This window comes from Flavobacterium sp., from assembly GCF_003525665.1.
Taxonomy (GTDB): Bacteria; Bacteroidota; Bacteroidia; order Flavobacteriales; family Flavobacteriaceae; genus Flavobacterium.
The window spans coordinates 16,610-17,016 of the sequence record NZ_DQDX01000071.1 but is presented as its reverse complement, the minus strand read 5'-3'; the positions used below and the strand labels follow the sequence as shown (position 1 = coordinate 17,016).

The window sequence follows — 407 nt, the reverse complement described above, 5'->3', positions numbered from 1 at the left end:
ATTCTGAAGAAGAAAGAGTAAAAAAGGCATACTTAAAATTTAAAATTTTAGTAGAAAAAGAGATTGAAAGTTTATCTTTCAAAGATAAGTATGAATGGTTAAAAGACTTGATTGACAACAAATTAAGCAAGCACTTTTTTGTCAGAATTGAAATAGAAAATCAAGAATTAGCATATGAAATTTTTGAAACAGTAAATGCAAAAGGTGTTGATTTAAGTGTTGCTGATTTAATAAAAAATCAAATATTTAAAAATGTAATAGGGCCTGATGAGAAATTTCTAGATAGTGCAAAAGAGAAATGGAAAAATATTTTAGACTTATTAGAAGGTGTTGAATTCTCATTAAAAGATTATCTAGGTTATTATTGGACATCTAAGTACGAATATATATCAGACAAAAAATTATAT

At 24.6% G+C, this 407-nt stretch carries 1 protein-coding gene; it reads left to right on the top strand.

Annotation, left to right across the window (positions count from 1 at the left end; genetic code table 11):
- Nucleotides 1-407 (top strand): DUF262 domain-containing protein (locus tag DIU01_RS05040; protein ID WP_290832150.1); only part of this gene is annotated, 407 nt, incomplete at both ends.